This window comes from Pseudomonas sp. B15(2017) (genome assembly GCF_002113215.1).
Classification (GTDB): Bacteria; Pseudomonadota; Gammaproteobacteria; order Pseudomonadales; family Pseudomonadaceae; genus Aquipseudomonas.
In genome coordinates this window covers 133126-149205 of sequence record NZ_NEJZ01000005.1, presented here as the reverse complement: position 1 = coordinate 149205, position 16080 = coordinate 133126, and the positions used below count along the sequence as shown (strand labels likewise).

Here is a 16080-nt window from a genome sequence, read left to right as displayed (position 1 = left end):
AGCCAACACAGTTGTTGAATGTTACATCGCATTCGCGGGCAAGCCCGCTCCCACAGTGTTTTGCATTGTCAGCCAAAATGGCGTTCGATCAGAGGCCGTAGCTCATCAGACGATCGTAACGACGCTTGAGCAGCGCTTCGTTGTCGAACTTCTTCAGCATCGCCAGTTGCGAGCTCAGCTCGGCGCGGATCGATGCGGCGGCCGCAGCCGGGTCGCGGTGAGCGCCGCCCAGAGGCTCGCTGATCACTTTGTCGACAATGCCCAGGCCTTTCAGACGCTCGGCGGTGATACCCATCGCTTCAGCAGCATCCGGCGCCTTCTCTGCGGTTTTCCACAGAATCGAAGCGCAACCTTCCGGCGAAATCACCGCGTAGGTCGAGTACTGCAGCATGTTCAACTGGTCGCACACGCCGATCGCCAGTGCGCCGCCCGAACCACCTTCACCAATCACGGTGGCGATGATCGGGGTTTTCAGACGAGCCATGACGCGCAGGTTCCAGGCGATCGCTTCGCTCTGGTTGCGCTCTTCGGCGTCGATCCCTGGGTAGGCGCCCGGGGTGTCGATGAAGGTCAGGATCGGCATCTTGAAACGCTCGGCCATTTCCATCAGGCGGCAAGCCTTGCGGTAGCCTTCCGGTCGCGGCATGCCGAAGTTGCGGCGTACCTTTTCACGCACTTCACGGCCCTTCTGGTGACCGATCACCATCACTGGCTGGTCTTCCAGACGTGCCACGCCGCCCACAATGGCTGCGTCGTCGGAGAAGTGACGGTCACCGTGCAGTTCGTCGAACTCGGTGAAGATGTGGTCGATGTAGTCCAGGGTGTAAGGACGTTTCGGGTGACGCGCCAGACGTGCGATCTGCCAGCTGGTCAGCTTGCCGAAGATGTCTTCGGTCAGCGTCTTGCTCTTGTCCTGCAGGCGGGAGATCTCATCGCCGATATTCAGCGAATTGTCATTACCGACCAAGCGCAACTCTTCGATCTTGGCTTGCAGGTCGGCGATCGGCTGTTCGAAATCTAGAAAATTCGGGTTCATAGGCGTCCGTCTTGGGTCGTGTCCCAAATGAGCTTGGGCCGGCCGGTTGTCTATTCGCGCCCTACCTTAAGGGAGAGGCGCGCTGAGGTCGAGATTAAAAATTCAGGTTGTGGGCAGGCGCTTTGATGGCACCTGCCGGTCAACGGTATTGGAGGAAGACGTTGTCTCGCCCGAACTGGTCACGCAGGGCTTGAATCAAGGCATCCGCCGGGTCGATCCGCCAGGTCTCGCCAAACTGCAGCAAGGTCTTCGCATCGGGACTGGTGTATTCCATGGTGATCGGGCACGCCCCGCGATGACGCTTGAGCAAATCACCCAACCAGCGTAGCTGATCGCCTTTAAGATCCTGGGTCTGCAACTTCAGGCGCAGACTCTCGGCGAGGTTGGTGCGCGCATCTTCCATGCTCATCACCCGCTTGACCCGCAGCCGCAGGCCACCGGAGAAGTCATCGTTGCTGACCTCACCTTCGACCACCACCATCGCATCGGTCTGAAGCAGCGATTGCGCGGAGTGAAACGCATCGGCGAACAGCGACGCCTCGATCCGCCCGGAGCGGTCGTCGAGGGTGATGAAGCCCATCTTGTCGCCCTTTTTGTTCTTCATCACCCGCAGGGCAATGATCATCCCCGCCACGGTCTGGGTGTCGCGGGCCGGTTTCAGGTCGATGATGCGCTGACGGGCAAACCGGCGGATTTCACCTTCGTATTCGTCGATCGGATGGCCGGTCAGGTACAGGCCAAGAGTGTCCTTTTCACCCTTGAGGCGTTCCTTGAGGGTCAACTCCTTGGCCTTGCGATGCAGCGCGTAAACGTCTGCGTCTTCCTCGACGAACAACCCGCCAAACAGGTCGGCATGACCACTGTCTCGGGTGCGCGCAGTCTGTTCGGCCGACTTGATGGCTTCTTCCATCGCCGCCAGCAAGACCGCGCGATTGCGGTCGATATTGGCCTGATAAGCCTTTTGCTCGTCATGGAAGAACGGACCGAGGCGATCCAGCGCGCCGCTGCGGATCAGACCGTCCAGCGTGCGCTTGTTGATGCGTTTGAGGTCGACCCGGGCGCAGAAGTCGAACAGATCCTTGAACGGACCGGCCTGACGGGCCTCGGTGATCGCCTCCACCGGGCCTTCGCCGACGCCTTTGATTGCGCCCAGACCATACACGATGCGGCCTTCGTCGTTCACCGTGAACTTGAACTCCGAAGTGTTCACGTCCGGCGCGTCGAGCCGCAGCTTCATCGTGCGCACTTCCTCGATCAAGGTCACGACCTTGTCGGTGTTGTGCATATCCGCCGACAGTACCGCAGCCATGAACGGCGCCGGGTAGTGAGCCTTCAGCCAGGCAGTCTGGTACGACACAAGACCGTAGGCGGCGGAGTGGGATTTGTTGAAGCCGTAACCGGCGAATTTCTCTACCAGGTCGAAAATGTTACCGGCCAGATCCGCGTCGATGTTGTTCTTCGCGCAACCCTCGATGAAACCGCCGCGTTGCTTGGCCATTTCCTCAGGTTTCTTTTTACCCATCGCCCGACGCAGCATGTCCGCACCACCGAGGGTGTAACCGGCCATGACCTGGGCGATCTGCATCACCTGTTCCTGATACAGGATGATGCCGTACGTCGGCGCCAGCACCGGTTGCAGGCCTTCGTACTGGTAATCCGGGTGTGGGTACGCCAGTTCCGCGCGACCGTGCTTACGGTTGATGAAGTCATCCACCATGCCCGATTGCAGCGGGCCCGGACGGAACAGGGCCACCAGTGCGATCAGGTCTTCGAGGCAGTCGGGCTTGAGCTTTTTGATCAGCTCTTTCATGCCACGGGATTCAAGCTGGAACACCGCGGTGGTTTCAGCTTTTTGCAGCAGCTGATAAGTCGGCTTGTCATCGAGCGGGATAAACGCGATGTCCAGCGGTGGCTCGTTGACCTTGGCGCGGTCGCGGTTGATGGTCTTGAGCGCCCAGTCGATGATCGTCAGGGTCCGCAAGCCGAGGAAGTCGAACTTCACCAGACCCGCTGCCTCGACGTCGTCCTTGTCGAACTGGGTTACCAGACCGTCGCCGGCCTCGTCGCAATAGATCGGCGAGAAGTCGGTCAGTTTGGTCGGCGCGATCACCACACCACCGGCGTGCTTACCGACGTTACGCACCACACCTTCGAGCTTGCGTGCCATTTCCCAGATTTCCGCCGCTTCTTCATCGACCTTGATGAAGTCGCGCAGGATTTCTTCCTGTTCGTAGGCCTTTTCCAGGGTCATGCCGACTTCGAACGGAATCATCTTCGACAGGCGATCCGCCAGGCCGAACGACTTGCCCTGGGCCCGCGCAACGTCGCGGACCACAGCCTTCGCCGCCATGGAACCGAAAGTGATGATCTGGCTTACAGCGTTGCGACCGTATTTTTCGGCCACGTAATCGATCACCCGGTCGCGACCATCCATGCAGAAGTCGACGTCGAAGTCGGGCATCGATACCCGTTCCGGGTTGAGGAAACGTTCGAACAGCAGGTCATATTCCAACGGGTCGAGGTCGGTGATCTTCTGTACATAGGCCACCAGCGATCCGGCACCCGACCCCCGGCCCGGCCCCACCGGCACGCCGTTGTTCTTGGCCCACTGGATAAAGTCCATCACGATCAGGAAATAACCGGGGAACCCCATCTGGATGATGATATCCAGCTCGAAATTCAGCCGGTCGACGTAGACCTGACGCTTGGCCTCGTAATCTTCGGTGGTGTCCTTGGGCAGCAGCACGCTGAGGCGCTCTTCCAGACCATCGAACGACACCTTGCGGAAATACTCGTCGATGGTCATGCCATCGGGGATCGGGTAGTCAGGCAGGAAGTGCTTGCCCAGCTTCACGTCGATGTTGCAGCGCTTGGCGATCTCGACGGTGTTTTCCACCGCATCCGGCAGGTCGCTGAACAGCTCGGCCATTTCCTCGGCGCTTTTCAGATACTGCTGGTCGCTGTAGTTCTTTGAACGGCGCGGATCGTCGAGGGCCCGGCCTTCGCCGATGCAGACGCGGGTTTCGTGAGCCTCGAAATCCTCCTGCTTGATGAACCGCACATCGTTGGTGGCGACCAGCGGAGCACCGAGCTTGTCGGCCAGGGCGACGGCGCCGTGCAGCTGTTCTTCATCGTTCGGACGGTTGGTGCGCTGGACTTCCAGATAAAAACGATCCGGGAACACCGCCATCCATTCGCGCGTCAGGGTTTCGGCCTCGGCGGGATTGCCGCCGATCATGGCCATGCCGATCTCGCCCTCTTTGGCGGCGGACAGCATGATCAGGCCTTCGTTGGCCTCGGCGACCCATTCGCGCTCGATGATGATCATGCCGTTGCGCTGACCTTCGATGAAGCCACGGGAAATCAGCTCGGTCAGGTTGCGATAGCCCTGGGCATTCATGACCAGCAGGCTGATGCGGCTCAGCGGACCATCGGGGTCCTTGTTCGACAGCCACAGGTCGGCGCCGCAGATCGGCTTGATCCCGGCGCCCATGGTGTTTTTATAGAACTTGACCAGCGAACACATGTTGTTCTGATCGGTCACCGCAACGGCCGGCATGCCCATGCTGGTCAAGGCCTTGACCAGCGGCTTGATCCGCACCAGCCCGTCGACCAGGGAGTATTCAGTGTGCAGGCGTAGATGAACGAATGAAGCCGGCATAGTGATCCTGTCCAGTTACATAGAGACAACAAGGCCCGGATTGTACCGGGCCTCGAATAAAACATCAGCCTCGCCGCTAAACCGGCGTCAGGCCTTCCAGCGCTTCATAAGCCTGCCGAACCGGGGCAAAAGAACGCCGATGAATCGGCGTCGGCCCCAAACGCACCAGCGCTTCCAGATGAACGGGCGTCGGGTAACCTTTGTGGCCACCGATGCCGTAACCCGGATAGATCAATTCGAACGCCGTCATCTCGCGATCGCGACTGACCTTGGCCAGAATCGAGGCCGCGGCGATGGCCGGGACCTTGCTGTCGCCCTTGACCACCGCTTCGGAACGCATCGGCAGTTTCGGGCAGCGATTGCCATCGATCATCGCCAGTTTCGGCTGGATGTGCAGGCCGGCGACCGCGCGCTGCATCGCCAGCATGGTGGCATGAAGGATGTTCAGTTCGTCGATCTCTTCGACTTCGGCGCGGGCGATGCACCAGCTCAAAGCCTTCTCGCAGATTTCGTCGTAAAGCTTTTCGCGCTTGGCTTCGGTGAGTTTTTTCGAGTCGTTGAGACCGAGAATCGGGCGGCTCGGGTCGAGGATCACCGCCGCCGTGACGACCGCACCGCACAACGGGCCGCGACCGACTTCGTCGACACCGGCCACCAGTTCTTCGACTTCGGCGACCAAGGTGAAATCCAGGCCCATCTGCATGCTTGTCTTGCTCATCGTGTTTGCCCGATCAGGTTCAGAACGGCGTCAGCCGCCTGATTGGAAGCGTCCAGGCGCAGAGTGCGATGGATCTCGTCGAAGCCACGAGTCTGCTCTTCGCCACCGTCGATCAACGGCGACAGGGTCTGGGCAAGCGCTTCGACCGTCGCATCATCCTGCAACAATTCCGGGACCAGCAATCGCTGAGCCAGCAGGTTCGGCAGGGACACGTACGGACTCTTGACCATGCGTTTGAGAATCCAGAACGTCAGGGGCGCAAGCCGGTAGGCCACGACCATCGGACGCTTGTACAGCAGCGCTTCCAGGGTTGCCGTACCCGACGCGATCAGTACCGCATTGCAAGCTGCCAAGGCCAGATGGGATTTGCCATCGAGCAGGGTCACCGGCAGATCGCGACCGGCCAGCAGCTCTTCGAGCTGGGCACGACGCTCGGGGTTGGCGCACGGTATGACGAAACGCACGCCGGGACGCATGGCACGCAGACGTTGGGCGGTATCGAGGAACAGCGCACCCAGACGACTGACTTCGCCGCCCCGACTGCCGGGCATCAAAGCCACCAGCGGACCGTCCGGCAGACCGAGTTCGGCACGCGCCGCACTGCGATCGGCCTCCAGTGGAATGGTGTCGGCCAGCGTATGGCCGACGAACCGCACCGGTACGCCCTTCTCTTCGTAGAATCTGGCTTCGAATGGCAGCAGCGTGAGCATCAGGTCGCAGCCTTCGCGGATCTTCAGGACCCGCTTCTGCCGCCATGCCCACACCGAAGGGCTGACGTAGTGCACGGTCTTGATCCCGGCCTGACGCAGCTTGAGTTCGATATTGAGGTTGAAGTCCGGCGCATCGATGCCGATGAATACATCCGGTTTTTCAGCGATAAGCGTCGCGATCAGGTCCTTGCGGCGCTTGAGCAGTTCACGCAGCCGCCCCAGGACTTCCACCAGCCCCATGACCGACAAACGCTCCATCGGAAAATAGGAGGTCAGGCCCTCGGCCTGCATCAACGGACCGCCGACACCGATGAACTCCACCGCAGGATGCTGTGCCTTGAGGGCGCGCATCAGCCCGGCGCCCAGAATGTCACCGGAAGCCTCCCCCGCCACCAGCGCAATACGCAGATTGGCCATGGTCAGCGGGTGATGCCGCGAGTCGACGACTGGATGGAGTCACGGAACATCGCGACTTCCGGGAACTGGGCAGAGGGTTCGGCCAGTTCGGCCAGCGCCTGTTCGACTGTCAGACCCTGGCGATACACCGTTTTGTACGCGCGGCGCAGAGCGTGAATGGCGTCTTCGCTGAAACCGCGACGGCGCATGCCCTCGAAGTTCATGCTGCGCGCTTCGGCCGGGTTGCCGAATACGGTGACGAACGCTGGTACATCCTTGCCGATCGCAGTGCCCATGCCGGAAAAGCTGTGGGCGCCGATATGGCAATACTGATGCACCAGGGTGAAACCGGACAGAATCGCCCAGTCAGCGACGTGCACATGGCCGGCCAGCGCGGTGTTGTTGACCAGGATGCAGTGATTGCCGATGACGCTGTCATGGCCGATGTGGGCATAGGCCATGATCAGGTTGTGATCGCCCAGGGTCGTTTCGGACCGATCCTGAACGGTGCCACGGTGAATCGTCACGCCTTCGCGGATGACGTTGTGGTCACCAATCACCAGGCGGGTTTCTTCGCCCTTGTATTTCAGGTCCGGCGTGTCTTCGCCTACCGAGGAAAACTGGTAGATGCGGTTGTGCTTGCCGATACGGGTCGGACCTTTGAGGATCACGTGTGGCTCGATGACCGTTCCCTCGCCGATTTCCACACCTGCACCGATGATCGACCACGGGCCGACCTCGACGCCATCAGCCAGGACGGCCGACGGATCGATGATTGCGCGAGGGTCAATCAAACTCATAGCTTGCGTTCCGCACAGATGATTTCAGCCGAGCAGACCGGCTTGCCATCGACCGAAGCCTGGCATTCGAACTTCCAGATCTGACGCTTGCAACTGATGAACTTGGCTTCGAGGATCAACTGATCGCCCGGCAGCACTGGCTGGCGGAAGCGCAGTTTGTCGGAACCGACGAAGTAGTAGAGGGTGCCGTCGGCAGGTTTCACGTCAAGCATCTTGAAACCAAGGATCCCGGCAGCCTGAGCCATGGCTTCGATGATCAGCACGCCCGGCATGATCGGGTGCGCAGGGAAGTGACCATTGAAGAACGGTTCGTTGATGCTGACATTCTTGTAGGCGCGAATGCGCTTGCCTTCCGTATCCAGCTCCACTACCCGGTCCACCAGCAGGAACGGGTAACGGTGAGGCAGGTATTCGCGAATCTCGTTGATGTCCATCATTTCGGGGGGAAGCCTATGTAAAGATTGGGAGCGCGACTGACGCGCACTCCTCTAGCAAATCAAGGAGGCAGTCCAGAGGCTGTGCACACTTGATATGGAAATGGTATCAGCCTTCAGATGAAGCATTACCGTCAGGGGTCACTTCCCCGGACCGCTTTTCCAGCTGTTTCAAACGTCGCGCGATGTCATCGAGCTGACGAATACGAGCCGCGCTTTTACGCCATTCGGCCGCAGGTTGCATAGCTGTGCCGGAAGAGTAGGCACCCGGCTCGGTAATCGAGTGGGTCACCATGGTCATTCCGGTCAGGAATACGTTGTCGCAAATATCGATGTGCCCTACCAGGCCAACCCCCCCGGCGAGCATGCAGTGCTTGCCGATCTTGGTGCTGCCGGAAATCCCCACGCACGCGGCCATGGCGGTGTGGTCACCGACCTGCACGTTGTGGGCGATCTGAATCTGGTTGTCGAGCTTCACGCCATTGCCAATCACGGTATCGGCCAGTGCGCCGCGGTCGATGGCGGTATTCACGCCGATCTCCACATCGTCACCGATGGTCACGCCACCGATCTGGGCGATTTTCTGCCAGATGCCCTTCTCGTTGGCAAAGCCGAAGCCTTCACCGCCAAGCACGGCACCGGACTGAATCACCACCCGCTTGCCGATGCGTACGTCGTGATACAGCGTGACCCGCGGTGCCAGCCAGCCGCCCTCACCGATTTCACTGCGGGCACCGACGACGCAATGCGCACCGAGCGTTACGTCTGCGCCGATTCGCGCACCGGACTCGATCACCACGAAGGGACCGATACTGGCGCTCGGATCGACCACGGCATCCTCGGCAATCACCGCCGTCGAGTGAACGCCGGCAGTTGCCTTGGGCTTCGGATCGAACAAATGGGAAATGCGTGCGTAAGCCAGATAAGGATCCGGCACCACCAGCGCATCACCGGCATAACTTTCGGCGTCGGCAGCCTTGAGCAACAGGGCCGCGGCTTGCGAGTTAGCCAGGTATTTACGGTATTGAGGGTTTGCCAGAAAGCTCAACTGAGCTGGGCCAGCCTCCTGCAAGGTGGCTAGCCCAGTAATTTGCTTCTCGGGGTCGCCACTCAGGGTAGCGCCGAGGAGCTCGGCCAACTGGCCGAGCTTGATGGTCACGGTCATGGGTTACTTCAGCTGATTCATGCGCTCGATAACCTGGCGCGTGATGTCGTACTGAGGTTTGACATCGATGACTGCGCCACGCTCGAACACCAGGTCAAAACCACCTTTCTTGATAACTTCTTCCACTGCGCTATCCAGTTTCGGCTTCAGTTGCTTGAGCATTTCGCGGTCGGCAACAGCCTTGGCTTCGTTCAGTTCCTTGGATTGGAACTGGAAGTCACGGGCCTTTTGCTTGAACTCGAGCTCCAGACGCTCGCGCTCGCCTTGCTGCATCTTGTCGCCACCGGCCATCAGACGGTCCTGAATGCCCTTGGCGCTGCTCTCCAGGGTCTTGAGCTTGGTCAGTTGCGGGCCGAACTTCTTCTCGGCGTCCACGGCGTATTTCTTGGCCGCGTCAGATTCCAGCAGAGCCATCTGATAGTTCAGAACAGCGATTTTCATGTCGGCAAATGCCGGACCTGCCACCAGTACGGAGGCCAGAAGAACCAATTGAGTCAACTTACGCACGATGCACTCCTACAAAATCCATTGTCGTTGTCTTGGGTCAGACGCTTAGAACGTCTGGCCGAGGGAGAATTGGAACACTTGAGTTTCAGCGTCATCCGGTTTCTTGATCGGCATCGCCAGCGCAAAACTCAGCGGGCCCAGTGCGGTGACCCAGGTTACGCCGACACCGACGGAACTGGCCATGTTGCTCAGACTGATGTCGTTGCATTGGGTGTTCGATTTCGTACCGTTGGCGTTCGTAGTATCGGAACACTTGGAGTCGAATACGTTACCGACATCCCAGAATACCGAAGTACGCAGGGAACGCTGATCCTTGACGAACGGCAGCGGGAACAGAACCTCAACACCGCCCTGGATCAGGACGTTACCACCGAACGGCAGCGGATCCTGGTCCGGGTCTCTCAGGGTGCCTGGGTTACTACCCGTACTTGGCGTGCTTCGCGGGCCAAGGGTGCTGTCTTTGAAACCACGGACCGAGTTGAAACCACCAGCATAGTAGTTTTCATAGAACGGCAAGCCGTCGGTCGAACCGTAACCGTCGCCATAACCCAGTTCGGTGTGTAGACGCAGGGTGTAGTTTTCGCTGATCGGCTGGAACAGCTGGCCACGGTAATCAAGTTTGTAGAACGACAGATCGCTGCCTGGAATGGTGGTTTCCAGCGTCAGGCTCTGGGAACGACCGCGAGTCGGCAGTACACCCTTGTTCAAGGTGGATTCGGACCAGCCGGCCGAAGCCTTGAAGTTCAGGTACTTGTCGCCTTCCTTGTTAACGAAGTCGAAAATCTCGTCAACGGTGTAGGTACCCGTCTTGATCTCGTCCTGCTGAGCGGACAGACCGAAGGTCAGACGCGAAGTCTCGCTGATCGGGTAGCCCACGTTCACGCCGGCACCCAGGCTGTCTACCGCATAGCTCGCTACGTCGACGTCGAGGTCTTTGTAGTCGGTGGTGCGGTAGAACGCGTTGTAACCCAGGCTCACGCCATCAGCGGTCCAGTAGGGGTCAACGTAGCCGAAGTTGTAGCGGCTCTGGTATTCGCTGCGGGTCAGGCCCACGCTCACACGGTTACCAGTACCGAGGAAGTTGTTCTGGGTAATCGAACCACCGAGGATCAGACCGGCGCTCTGGGCGAAACCGACGCTGGCGGTGATCGAACCGGAAGCCTGTTCTTCAACGCTGTAGTTCACGTCAACCTGGTCGTCGACACCTGGCACGGCCGGGGTCTCAACGTTGACTTCTTTAAAGAAGCCCAGACGCTCCAGACGAGTCTTGGACTGGTCGATCAGGTAGGTCGAAGCCCAGCCACCTTCCATCTGACGCATTTCACGACGCAGCACCTCGTCCTCGGACTTGGTATTGCCACGGAAATTGATGCGGTTGACGTAGGCACGCTTGCCCGGATCGACAGCAAACAGGATATCGACGGTGTGATCTTCGTCGTGCGGTTGTGGCACGCCGTTGACGTTGGCGAAGGTGTAACCCTCGTTACCCAGACGACGGGTGATCAGTTCGGACGTGGTGGTCATCAGCTTGCGCGAGAACACCTGACCTTTCTGCACCAGCAAGAGCGACTTGACCTGGTCTTCAGGGACTTTCAGGTCACCGCTGAGTTTGACGTCACGAACGGTGTACTTTTCGCCTTCGTTAACGTTGACGGTGATGTAGACGTGCTTCTTGTCCGGGGTGATCGACACCTGGGTCGAAGCGATATCCATGTTGATATAGCCGCGGTCCAGGTAGTAGGAGCGCAGACGCTCCAGGTCACCGGACAGCTTTTCACGGGCGTACTTGTCGTCGTTCTTGAAGAACGACAGCCAGTTGGTGGTTTTCAGTTCGAACAGGTCGGTCAGGTCTTCCTCGGGGAAAACCGTGTTGCCTACCACGTTGATGTGCTGAATGGCTGCGACGGTGCCTTCGTTGATCTTCACTTTCAGACCGACACGGTTGCGCGGCTGCGAGACCACTTCTGTATCGACGGTAGCCGAGTAACGACCTTGCGCAACATATTGACGTTGCAGCTCGTTACGAACACCTTCGAGGGTCGCGCGCTGGAAGATTTCGCCTTCGGCCAGACCGGATTGTTTGAGGCCCTTCATCAGGTCTTCGGTGGAGATCGCCTTGTTGCCTTCGATCTCGATACTGGCGACCGAGGGACGCTCGACGACAGTGATCACCAGAACGTTGCCTTCGCGGCCCAGCTGGATATCTTGAAAGAAACCGGTTTTGAACAACGCACGAGTGGATTCCACCAGGCGACGATCATCCGCCTGCTCGCCGACGTTCAACGGCAAGGCACCAAAGACGCTACCCGCGGAGACCCGCTGGAGGCCATTGACGCGAATATCAGAGATAGTGAAGGACTCGGCGTGAACTTCGGCGATCATCAATACGGTGAGAACCGCAGTTAGCAGCAGACGTTTCATGAAGTCCTTTCTTATTCCAACTGGCAATAAACAAACTGCCGCAAAATGCGGCAGATTCGCAATTCAGCGAAGCGTTACAGTCGACCCAGATCGTTGACCAGAGCAAGCAACATCACTCCGACCACCAAGCTGATACCGATCTGTATCCCCCAACCTTGCACCCGATCCGACAAGGGACGACCACGCGCCCACTCGATCAGATAAAACAACAAATGCCCCCCATCCAGTACAGGAATGGGCAGCAAATTCAGAACCCCCAGGCTAATACTCAGATAAGCAAGGAAATTCAGGAAATCAGCGACGCCCGACTGGGCAGAAGCGCCCGCCACTTTAGCAATGGTTATCGGTCCACTCAAGTTTTTTACCGAGAGCTCGCCGAAGAGCATTTTCTTCAGTGAATCCAGCGTCAGGACGCTCATGGTCCAGGTACGACGGGCACCCTCGCCAATCGCTGCCAAAGGCCCGTAACTGACCTCGCGGATCATCTCCGGCGGCCAGTCGACAGCCTTCACACCTGCCCCCAGGTAACCGCTTGGCGACTTTTTATCTCCACGCGCGGCCAGTGTCACAGGGACGTCGATTTGAACACCGTCACGCTCTACGCGCAGCACGATTTTGGTATCAGGACGCGTACGAACGGTGTCGACCACCTGTTGCCAGTCATCCAGCGCCTTGCCATCGAGCGTCAGCAGACGGTCACCGGTTTTCAGTCCGGCCGCCTGGGCCGGGCCTTTCGGATCGAGTTCGGCCAGCACCGGCGGCAAGGCCGGGCGCCAAGGGCGAATACCGAGGGAGCGAATAGGATCCGGCTCATCAGCCCCCTTGAGCCATTTATCAAGTGCCAGCACCCGAGGCGAATCCGCCGTGGAACCCTGATCGCGCACCAGCAATTGCAGAGAACCGCTCTCCCCCAGTCGGCGCACCAATTGCAGGTTGACTGCAGCCCAGCCCGAGGTTGGTTCACCGTCGATCGCGACGATTTCCTGTCCCGCGCTCAGCCCGGCCGTTGCGGCGATGCTGCCCGGCTCCACCGAACCGATGACCGGGCGAATCTGTTCGCTGCCGAGCATGGCCAGCACCCAGAAGAACACCAGCGCGAGTAGAAAGTTGGCCACAGGGCCGGCCGCAACAATGGCGATGCGCTGACGAACAGACTTGCGATTGAATGACTGATGAAGCTGATCGGCCGGCACTTCGCCTTCGCGCTCATCGAGCATCTTGACGTAGCCACCCAGCGGAATGGCCGCAACCACAAATTCGGTGCCCTGCTTGTCATGCCAGCGCAACAGCGGCATGCCGAAGCCCACGGAAAAACGCAGAACCTTGACGCCACAGCGACGCGCGACCCAGAAATGGCCGAATTCGTGAAAGGTGACCAGCACACCCAGAGCGATCAGGGTGCCGGCAATCATATAGAGCGCGCTCATCTACTTTCTCCGCAATCCTGTCCAGTGCCGCGTGAAGCCATGTGTTGCAAGACCTATCGGTCGTGACGCTTCAACCACTGCCCGGCCAATGCCCTGGCAGTCGCGTCCGCGGTAAACACCGCATCGAGATCGTTCAACGCCACTACCGGCTCGAGATTCAAGACTTCCTCGATGATACTCGCGATTTCCAGATAGCGAACCCGTCCGTCGAGAAACGCGGCAACCGCCACTTCATTCGCCGCATTGAGCATGGCCGGGGCGCTGTTTCCAGCCTCGGCAGCCTGGCGCGCCAGACGCAGGCACGGAAAGCGCTCTTCGTCGGGAGCTTCGAAATCCAGGCGGGCAACAGCGAACAGATCCAGCGGCGCCACGCCCGAATCAATGCGCTCAGGCCAGGCCAGGGCGTTGGCAATCGGAGTGCGCATATCGGGGTTACCCAACTGCGCCAACACCGAACCGTCCACATAATCGACCAGCGAATGAATCACGCTCTGCGGATGAATCACCACCTCGACTTGCGAAGGCTTGGCATCGAACAACCAGCAGGCCTCGATCAACTCGAGCCCTTTGTTCATCATGCTGGCCGAATCCACCGAGATCTTGCGCCCCATCGACCAGTTCGGGTGCGCACACGCCTGATCGGGTGAAACATGCGCCAGCTCGGCCATCGGCGTCTGCCGGAAAGGGCCACCAGAGGCCGTCAGCAAAATCCGACGGACTCCAACGTTACTCAGCCCGCGAGCAAAGTCCTGCGGCATGCACTGAAAAATCGCGTTGTGCTCGCTGTCGATCGGCAACAGAACCGAACCGCTTTTGCGCACCGCCTGCATGAACAAGGCGCCGGACATGACCAGCGCTTCCTTGTTGGCCAGAAGAATTTTCTTGCCTGCCTCGACAGCCGCCAGAGTCGGGCGCAGACCGGCAGCACCGACGATGGCGGCCATGACGGCATCCACTTCCGGCGCGGCAGCGACCTGACACAGGCCTTCCTCACCGACCAGTACTTGCGTCGACAGGCCCGCCGCATGCAAATCGTCCTGAAGATTACGAGCAGCGCCGGCTTCCGGCACTACTGCATATTTCGGGAGATGGCGAACACACAGGGCAAACAGTTCGCTCAGGCGGGTAAAACCGCTCAGGGCGAAAGCCTGATAACGCTCCGGATGCCGGGCGATGACATCCAGGGTGCTCAGACCGATCGAACCGGTCGCACCCAGGACTGTAATCTGCTGCGGGCGACTCACGACGCCGCCATCCACAACAGCACCGCGAACACCGGTATCGCCGCCGTCAGACTGTCGATGCGGTCCAGCACGCCACCATGGCCAGGCAGCAGATTGCTGCTGTCCTTGATGCCGGACTGACGCTTGAACATGCTTTCGGTGAGGTCGCCCACCACCGAGATGAAGACAATCACCGCAGCACCGATCAAGCCCTTGAACAGTTGCGCTACCGTCCAGTCACGGAACAGCGCGACCAGGGTGGTGATGACCAGACTCAGCGCCAGACCGCCATACACGCCCTCCCAGCTTTTGCCGGGACTGACTTGTGGCGCCAGCTTGCGCTTGCCGAACGCGCGACCGGAGAAATACGCCCCGATGTCAGCGCCCCAGACCAGTACCATCACGGCCATGATCAGCCAGTTGCCGAGCGGGTATTGCTTGATCTGCACCAGCCCTTGCCAGGCGGGCAACAGAATCAGCAATCCGATCACCAGTTTGCTGGCGGCACTGGACCAGCGCTCGCTGGAACGCGGGTACGTCAGCACCAGCCATGTTGCCAGTGCCCACCAGATCACCGAAGCGCCCAGCACCCAGGGCGCCAGCCCCGGCAGGATGTACATGACGAACAGCATCAGCGCGACCACCGCGGCGTAGCCGACACGAAATGCCTGCGCAGTGAAGCCGGCCAGACGCGCCCATTCCCAGGCGCCCAGGCTCACGACCAGACCGATGAACAGGGCAAAACCGGAGCCTTCGAGCAGAAAAAATCCGCCCAGAGCGATCGGCAGCAGAATCAGTGCAGTGATGATGCGTTGTTTAAGCATTAAACCCGGGCTCCAGCTTCGACCTGCTCGCTCGTTTTACCGAAACGACGCTGGCGCGAAGCGAAATCGGCCAGCGCATTGCGCATGGCTTCGTGTTTGAAGTCCGGCCAGAACAGGTCGGAGAAATACAACTCGGCGTATGCCAACTGCCACAAGAGGAAGTTGCTGATGCGGTGCTCGCCGCCAGTACGAATGCACAAGTCTGGCAACGGCAGATCACCGGTGACCAGACAGGTCTGCAGCAGATCCGGCGTGATGTCTTCCGGCCGCAGATGACCGGCCTGAACCTCACGTGCCAGACGCTGCGCCGCTTGCGCGATATCCCACTGACCGCCGTAGTTGGCGGCTATCTGCAGAATGAATCGGTTGGCACCGGCAGTCATCGCTTCCGCTTCACGCATGGCGGCCTGAAGCTCCGGATGGAATCGCGTTCGGTCACCGATAATGCGCAGGCTGATGTTGTTGTCGTTCAGGCGCTTGGCCTCACGACGCAGCGCCTTGAAGAACAGATCCATCAAGGCGCTGACCTCATCGGCCGGGCGCTGCCAGTTTTCACTGGAAAAGGCGAACAGGGTGAGCACCTCGACCTTGGCCTCGGCACACACCTCGATCACCGCCCGCACAGCATCCACGCCCGCTTTATGCCCGGCGACACCCGGCATAAAGCGTTTTTTTGCCCAGCGATTATTGCCATCCATGATGATCGCGACATGGCGCGGCACCGCGGACGGCGCAGTCTGCTTGGTCTTGTCCATTAA

General features: G+C 59.5%; 13 protein-coding genes. All 13 read right to left on the bottom strand.

Translation table 11 applies throughout. The annotated features are described in order from the left end of the window. Positions 1 to 88: 88 nt before the first annotated feature. Positions 89 to 1036 (bottom strand): acetyl-CoA carboxylase carboxyltransferase subunit alpha, encoded by a 948-nt coding sequence (locus CAF73_RS09945; RefSeq protein ID WP_064379018.1) that lies wholly within the window; start codon positions 1034 to 1036, stop codon positions 89 to 91. A gap of 139 nt (positions 1037 to 1175) precedes the next feature. After that, entirely contained in the window at positions 1176 to 4697 is a 3522-nt protein-coding gene (gene dnaE / locus CAF73_RS09940; RefSeq protein WP_085702588.1) for a DNA polymerase III subunit alpha, read from the bottom strand. 76 nt (positions 4698 to 4773) lie between these two features. After that, positions 4774 to 5400: a ribonuclease HII gene (gene rnhB / locus CAF73_RS09935; protein ID WP_139834830.1), complete on the bottom strand. Its 627-nt coding sequence runs from the start codon at positions 5398 to 5400 to the stop codon at positions 4774 to 4776. Positions 5401 to 5411: 11 nt separating this feature from the next. Further along, positions 5412 to 6542, bottom strand: coding sequence for a lipid-A-disaccharide synthase (gene lpxB / locus CAF73_RS09930; RefSeq protein ID WP_085697334.1), 1131 nt, complete (start codon positions 6540 to 6542; stop codon positions 5412 to 5414). A gap of 2 nt (positions 6543 to 6544) precedes the next feature. Further along, positions 6545 to 7321 (bottom strand): acyl-ACP--UDP-N-acetylglucosamine O-acyltransferase, encoded by a 777-nt coding sequence (gene lpxA, locus CAF73_RS09925; protein WP_085702586.1) that lies wholly within the window; start codon positions 7319 to 7321, stop codon positions 6545 to 6547. Next, entirely contained in the window at positions 7318 to 7758 is a 441-nt protein-coding gene (fabZ, locus tag CAF73_RS09920) for a 3-hydroxyacyl-ACP dehydratase FabZ (protein WP_003222142.1), read from the bottom strand. Before fabZ ends, lpxA begins: the two co-directional genes overlap by 4 nt. Positions 7759 to 7864: 106 nt before the next feature. Further along, positions 7865 to 8920: a UDP-3-O-(3-hydroxymyristoyl)glucosamine N-acyltransferase gene (gene lpxD / locus CAF73_RS09915; protein ID WP_085697332.1), complete on the bottom strand. Its 1056-nt coding sequence runs from the start codon at positions 8918 to 8920 to the stop codon at positions 7865 to 7867. A gap of 3 nt (positions 8921 to 8923) precedes the next feature. Continuing rightward, positions 8924 to 9427 carry an OmpH family outer membrane protein gene (locus CAF73_RS09910; RefSeq protein WP_003222140.1) on the bottom strand — a complete coding sequence of 168 codons (504 nt, stop codon included), beginning with the start codon at positions 9425 to 9427 and terminating at the stop codon, positions 8924 to 8926. 45 nt (positions 9428 to 9472) lie between these two features. Continuing rightward, complete coding sequence (gene bamA, locus CAF73_RS09905) at positions 9473 to 11848, bottom strand: outer membrane protein assembly factor BamA (RefSeq protein WP_085702585.1); 2376 nt, start codon at positions 11846 to 11848, stop codon at positions 9473 to 9475. Between the two features lie 74 nt (positions 11849 to 11922). Beyond that, complete coding sequence (rseP, locus tag CAF73_RS09900) at positions 11923 to 13275, bottom strand: sigma E protease regulator RseP (RefSeq protein WP_085697330.1); 1353 nt, start codon at positions 13273 to 13275, stop codon at positions 11923 to 11925. A gap of 53 nt (positions 13276 to 13328) precedes the next feature. After that, positions 13329 to 14519, bottom strand: coding sequence for a 1-deoxy-D-xylulose-5-phosphate reductoisomerase (gene ispC / locus CAF73_RS09895; RefSeq protein ID WP_085702584.1), 1191 nt, complete (start codon positions 14517 to 14519; stop codon positions 13329 to 13331). After that, positions 14516 to 15322, bottom strand: a complete 807-nt coding sequence (locus CAF73_RS09890) for a phosphatidate cytidylyltransferase (RefSeq protein ID WP_007954781.1) — start codon at positions 15320 to 15322, stop codon at positions 14516 to 14518. Before CAF73_RS09890 ends, ispC begins: the two co-directional genes overlap by 4 nt. Next, the gene (gene uppS, locus CAF73_RS09885) at positions 15322 to 16077 is read right to left on the bottom strand and encodes a polyprenyl diphosphate synthase (protein WP_085697328.1); all 756 of its coding nucleotides are present in this window, start codon (positions 16075 to 16077) and stop codon (positions 15322 to 15324) included. The genes CAF73_RS09890 and uppS overlap by 1 nt, the downstream gene beginning before the upstream one ends. Between the last annotated feature and the right edge of the window lie 3 nt (positions 16078 to 16080).

Coding starts and splice junctions, on each gene's coding strand:
- CAF73_RS09890 (WP_007954781.1), bottom strand. CDS start 15,322: ATGCTTAAACAACGCATCATCACTGCACTGATTCTGCTGCCGATCGCT.
- rseP (WP_085697330.1), bottom strand. CDS start 13,275: ATGAGCGCGCTCTATATGATTGCCGGCACCCTGATCGCTCTGGGTGTG.
- lpxD (WP_085697332.1), bottom strand. CDS start 8,920: ATGACCGTGACCATCAAGCTCGGCCAGTTGGCCGAGCTCCTCGGCGCT.
- dnaE (WP_085702588.1), bottom strand. CDS start 4,697: ATGCCGGCTTCATTCGTTCATCTACGCCTGCACACTGAATACTCCCTG.
- rnhB (WP_139834830.1), bottom strand. CDS start 5,400: ATGCAGATGGGCCTGGATTTCACCTTGGTCGCCGAAGTCGAAGAACTG.
- CAF73_RS09945 (WP_064379018.1), bottom strand. CDS start 1,036: ATGAACCCGAATTTTCTAGATTTCGAACAGCCGATCGCCGACCTGCAA.
- bamA (WP_085702585.1), bottom strand. CDS start 11,848: ATGAAACGTCTGCTGCTAACTGCGGTTCTCACCGTATTGATGATCGCC.
- lpxA (WP_085702586.1), bottom strand. CDS start 7,321: ATGAGTTTGATTGACCCTCGCGCAATCATCGATCCGTCGGCCGTCCTG.
- fabZ (WP_003222142.1), bottom strand. CDS start 7,758: ATGATGGACATCAACGAGATTCGCGAATACCTGCCTCACCGTTACCCG.
- lpxB (WP_085697334.1), bottom strand. CDS start 6,542: ATGGCCAATCTGCGTATTGCGCTGGTGGCGGGGGAGGCTTCCGGTGAC.
- uppS (WP_085697328.1), bottom strand. CDS start 16,077: ATGGACAAGACCAAGCAGACTGCGCCGTCCGCGGTGCCGCGCCATGTC.